The organism is Colwellia sp., from assembly GCF_013215345.1.
Classification (GTDB): domain Bacteria; phylum Pseudomonadota; class Gammaproteobacteria; order Enterobacterales; family Alteromonadaceae; genus Colwellia.
Genome location: NZ_JABSOV010000144.1, coordinates 4,416 through 8,327, shown reverse-complemented (window position 1 = coordinate 8,327; position 3,912 = coordinate 4,416). Strand labels below are relative to the sequence as shown.

At 38.0% G+C, this 3,912-nt stretch carries 4 protein-coding genes; all 4 read left to right on the top strand.

Translation table 11 applies throughout. The features are described 5' to 3' along the window. Nucleotides 1-1,311, top strand: a 1,311-nt coding sequence (locus HRT50_RS16245) for an HDOD domain-containing protein (protein WP_291616387.1), incomplete at its 5' end; no start/stop codon positions are given. A 147-nt stretch (nt 1,312-1,458) separates the two neighbouring features. Beyond that, nucleotides 1,459-2,004 carry a YcxB family protein gene (locus tag HRT50_RS16240; protein WP_291616385.1) on the top strand — a complete coding sequence of 182 codons (546 nt, stop codon included), beginning with the start codon at nt 1,459-1,461 and terminating at the stop codon, nt 2,002-2,004. 23 nt (nt 2,005-2,027) lie between these two features. After that, nucleotides 2,028-2,897, top strand: coding sequence for a sulfite exporter TauE/SafE family protein (locus HRT50_RS16235; protein ID WP_291616383.1), 870 nt, complete (start codon nt 2,028-2,030; stop codon nt 2,895-2,897). Between the two features lie 188 nt (nt 2,898-3,085). Further along, nucleotides 3,086-3,912 (top strand): extracellular solute-binding protein (locus HRT50_RS16230; RefSeq protein WP_291616389.1); only part of this gene is annotated, 827 nt, incomplete at its 3' end.

Genomic DNA, 3,912 nt, shown 5'->3' with positions numbered 1-3,912 from the left:
TTGCATGATCAAGGCTTATCCACCTGCTTGCTTAAAGTTGCCAATAATACTCAGCACTTCAGTATTAATAAAGTCACCACAGTCTCACGGGCTACAGTGGTCTTGGGCATACAAACCGTTAAAAACATCTGTTTAACGGCAAAGTTAGTGTCTAGTTTACTGGCAGCAAAGTCGCTTGATATTAATGTTTATGAAAAGTTAACTCAGCTTATGGCAAATTCATTTTATGCCGGTATGCTTGCTAAAATGATGGTGCCTAATTATAGCGAAGAGGTGCAAGAAGAAGTGTACCTAGCCGCAATGCTATATCGCATAGGTGAAAGCACTTTTTGGAGTGCTGGTGGTGATGTCGCTAAAAACTTAGCAAATCATCAAGCGACATCAACAGAAGATTTTAATCAATATTGTCAGCAAGAAATGGGCACCAGCTTTAATGAATTAACTAAAGGTCTGGCGATGACGTGGAATTTGAGTGATTTATTAATCAAGGCCTTAGATCAGCCTGCCACACGTACAGATGAGGTAAAAGTTATTTATTTTGCCGATAAACTCAGTGCTATTATTGCCAAACCAGCAGGTAGTGAGGAAGACTATCGTCGTTTACTGGCTGATATTGCTCAAATCATGGATATTTCGGTAAGGCAATTAACTGTAAGAATCGACCATACCCGTGAACAAGCTGGCAAGTTGTTGTCATCCTACGGCGCTGATATATTAATAGAGCGGATCAATAGTTTACCTACCAGTAAGGACTTCGAAGCCTGCAACGATGTTACTTCCTCAGCAGAGCCAGCCAGTAAAGAGCAAGCTTTATTAGCCGGCTTTATTAAGCTAACCAAGTTGATGCAAAGCAGCAAAGACTTTAATGAGTATTTACAGTCAGCTCTGCAAAGTATCGCCTTTACATTTGCTTTTGAGCGCAGCTCTTTTTTAATGTTGGTTGATGAGAGAGCGGGAGTTAAGTCTCGTTTGGTGGTTAATCAAAATGCCGAAGACGATGCTATATCAATAAATATTGATATAAAACACAGTGATAATGTTATTGCTAGGGTGATTAATACAGATACCGCAGCACTGATTAATGACCATCAAGAAGCTCGCTGGCGTGAATTAATCACTGAAGAGATCAATGCGGTCATTGCTGATGGCGCAATCGCTTTTGTGCCAGTAAAAATAGGTGGCAAGGCAATAGGAGTGATTTGTTTGCAATTGCTGACACCAAAACAAAAGATAGCGACTCAAGACTTTCAACAAGTCTGTGCCTTTATTGATCACCTAAACATGTGTTTAACCATGATAAAGTACAGCTAAGCGAATAATAATTTGTTCTATTGTTCATAACACTGGGAAGAAAGTTACTTTGTAATTGGCGCGACAATTAGTTACTCGTTTTAGTAAGTCTTCTGATAAACTAGCGTTAACTTACTTTGTTAACCGACTTTAGTGTTTGTAAATTAAATGACTCAACCTTCAACAAATCAATCTTCAATGACGAAAACAAGCTCTTTTTCTGCCAGTTTTACCTTAGATAAAGTCCATTATAGTGAGTGTTATACGCAATCTAGTACGCTAGAGCATAATAGAAAAACCTATTTTAAAGCCAATATCTTAACTGTTTTTGGTTTGATTGTTTTGTTGTTCACACCGGTTAATCCTTATGCTGCTTGGTTTGTTATCGCTTGCGGTATTCTCGAAACACTTAGTGTTTATTATCATAAACCTTGGTGGGTGATGAGACAGATGCTTAGTAAAGCTTCTGGAAGTGTAGTTAAGCTTACTATTGATGAACAAGGCATATTGACCGAGTCATTTCATATAAATACTCGTATTTTATGGACTGATGTTACTGTAGTTACTGAAACCGAGTTAGGCTTTGTCATTAACTTTAGCTTAGGTAAAAGTGCTATGGGCAAAGATATTGCCAGCAAAAGCTATATCTCTAAAAATTGTTTATCCGATGATGCTATTGCCTTTATCAATCAGAAAAACCCAGTCACAACTTAGGCTAACTTATCAAAGATATCGCTATGGCTAAACAAGCGTTTATGCGCTTATCAAACCCTAAGTTTATCGTGCTGTTTCTAGTGCTATGGATAAGTTTACTTTTGAGTTCTAGCCATACGCTGTATGAACTGCTTGATTATACTCTATTTACTTTTTTAGGTAGCTTAGGGGCCATTTTCGCCAACTCAACGGGAGCTGGCGGCGGTGTGGTGTTTATTCCCATGTTTAGTAAACTAAATTTTTCTGAGCAGCAAGCAATTGCCACCAGCTTTGCAATTCAATGTTTTGGTATGACCGCAGGTGCGGTCACTTGGTGGCATCATTATAAAACCGAAAAAACAGACTTACGTTTATGGCAGGGCTTTAAGCGTATCATTTGTGTCACCAGCATAGCTTCAGTTATTGGCTTAAATGCGGTGTTTTTCTATCAAGTGGACTCTCCGGCTGCTTTGCATATCAGTTTTAGTTGCTTTTCATTGCTGCTAGGTTTTTTCATTATCTTGACTATCTATTTACTGCAGCCACATCGTGAGCGTAGCCAGTTATACTATGTCGATTATATTGCGCTTGTGCTGATTGGCTTATTCGGTGGTGCCGTAACTGCTTGGTTAAGTGTTGGTGTCGGTGAGTTATTAGTTATTTATCTGCTGTTACGTCATTTTGATATGAGTATGGTAGTCGCCGCAGCTGTTATCGTTTCAGCTATTAGCGTCTGGGCGGCAATTGCCCAAGTTAATAGCGATGTTTATTGGCAGGTGGTTTTATTTGCTGGCCCAGGGGCAGTATTGGGCGGAATTTTTGCTAAAACGCTAGTTACACACTTATCGGTAACTAAGTTAAAATTATTTTTCGCTTGCTGGTTATTGGTAAGTGGTGCTGTTGGTTTAAGTTAAGTTAGATAAACTAAACTTAAGTAAAAAATAATGATCTGTTACAAGTCTTAATGAGAGTTATTCTCAAATGCCTTGACAGCTTTAACTGTCCTTGTACAATTCGCCCACAGTATTTTATTGAGACACTATTTATGTTGAAAAAATTGTTTAATAGCACACTTATAGCATTATTTTTTACTGCTAGTTTTATGACAAGTTTTATCGCTAATGCTAGCGAAGAAGTTAATGTTTATTCATATCGTCAGCCTTTTCTTGTTGAACCATTATTTAATAAGTTTACTGAGAAAACTGGTATTAAAGTTAATGTGGTCTTTGCCAAAAAAGGTATGGCTGAACGTTTAGCCCGTGAAGGTAAATATAGTCCTGCCGATATCTTACTGACCACAGATATCAGTCGTTTGGTTGAATTACGTGAAAAAGGCTTAGTCCAAGCGGTTAATTCTGCAATTTTAAGTAGCGCTATTCCTAAGCAATATCAAGCTGAAGATAATACTTGGTTTGCCTTAACTACTCGAGTTCGTAATATCTACTCAGCGAAGCGTTTAGGTAAACTTGATTTAAATTATGAAGACTTAGCTGATGAAAAATACAAAGGACGTATTTGTACTCGCAGTGGTAAACACCCTTATACTGTCGCTTTAGTTGCTTCAATGATCAGTGAACATGGCGAAGCTTATACTTTAGATTGGCTGAAAAAATTCAAAAATAATTTAGCGCGTAAACCACAAGGCAGTGACCGTGGACAAGTGCAAGCTATTCATCAAAAATTATGTGATATCTCGTTAGGTAATAGTTACTACTTTGGTAAAATGCTAGAAAATGACGAACAAAAAGTATGGGCTGAAGAAGTGTATATTAACTTCCCTAACCAAAATAACCGTGGTGCACATATCAATATTTCCGGCGTTGCCATGGCTAAATATGCCCCTAATGCAAAAAATGCCCAAGCCTTAATGGAGTTTTTAGTTTCTAAACCAGCACAGCAGTTATACGCAGAAACGAATATGGAATACCC

Excerpts from the sequence above, each read along its gene's own strand:
- HRT50_RS16240 (WP_291616385.1), top strand. The coding sequence starts at position 1,459 with ATGACTCAACCTTCAACAAATCAATCTTCAATGACGAAAACAAGCTCT.
- HRT50_RS16235 (WP_291616383.1), top strand. The coding sequence starts at position 2,028 with ATGGCTAAACAAGCGTTTATGCGCTTATCAAACCCTAAGTTTATCGTG.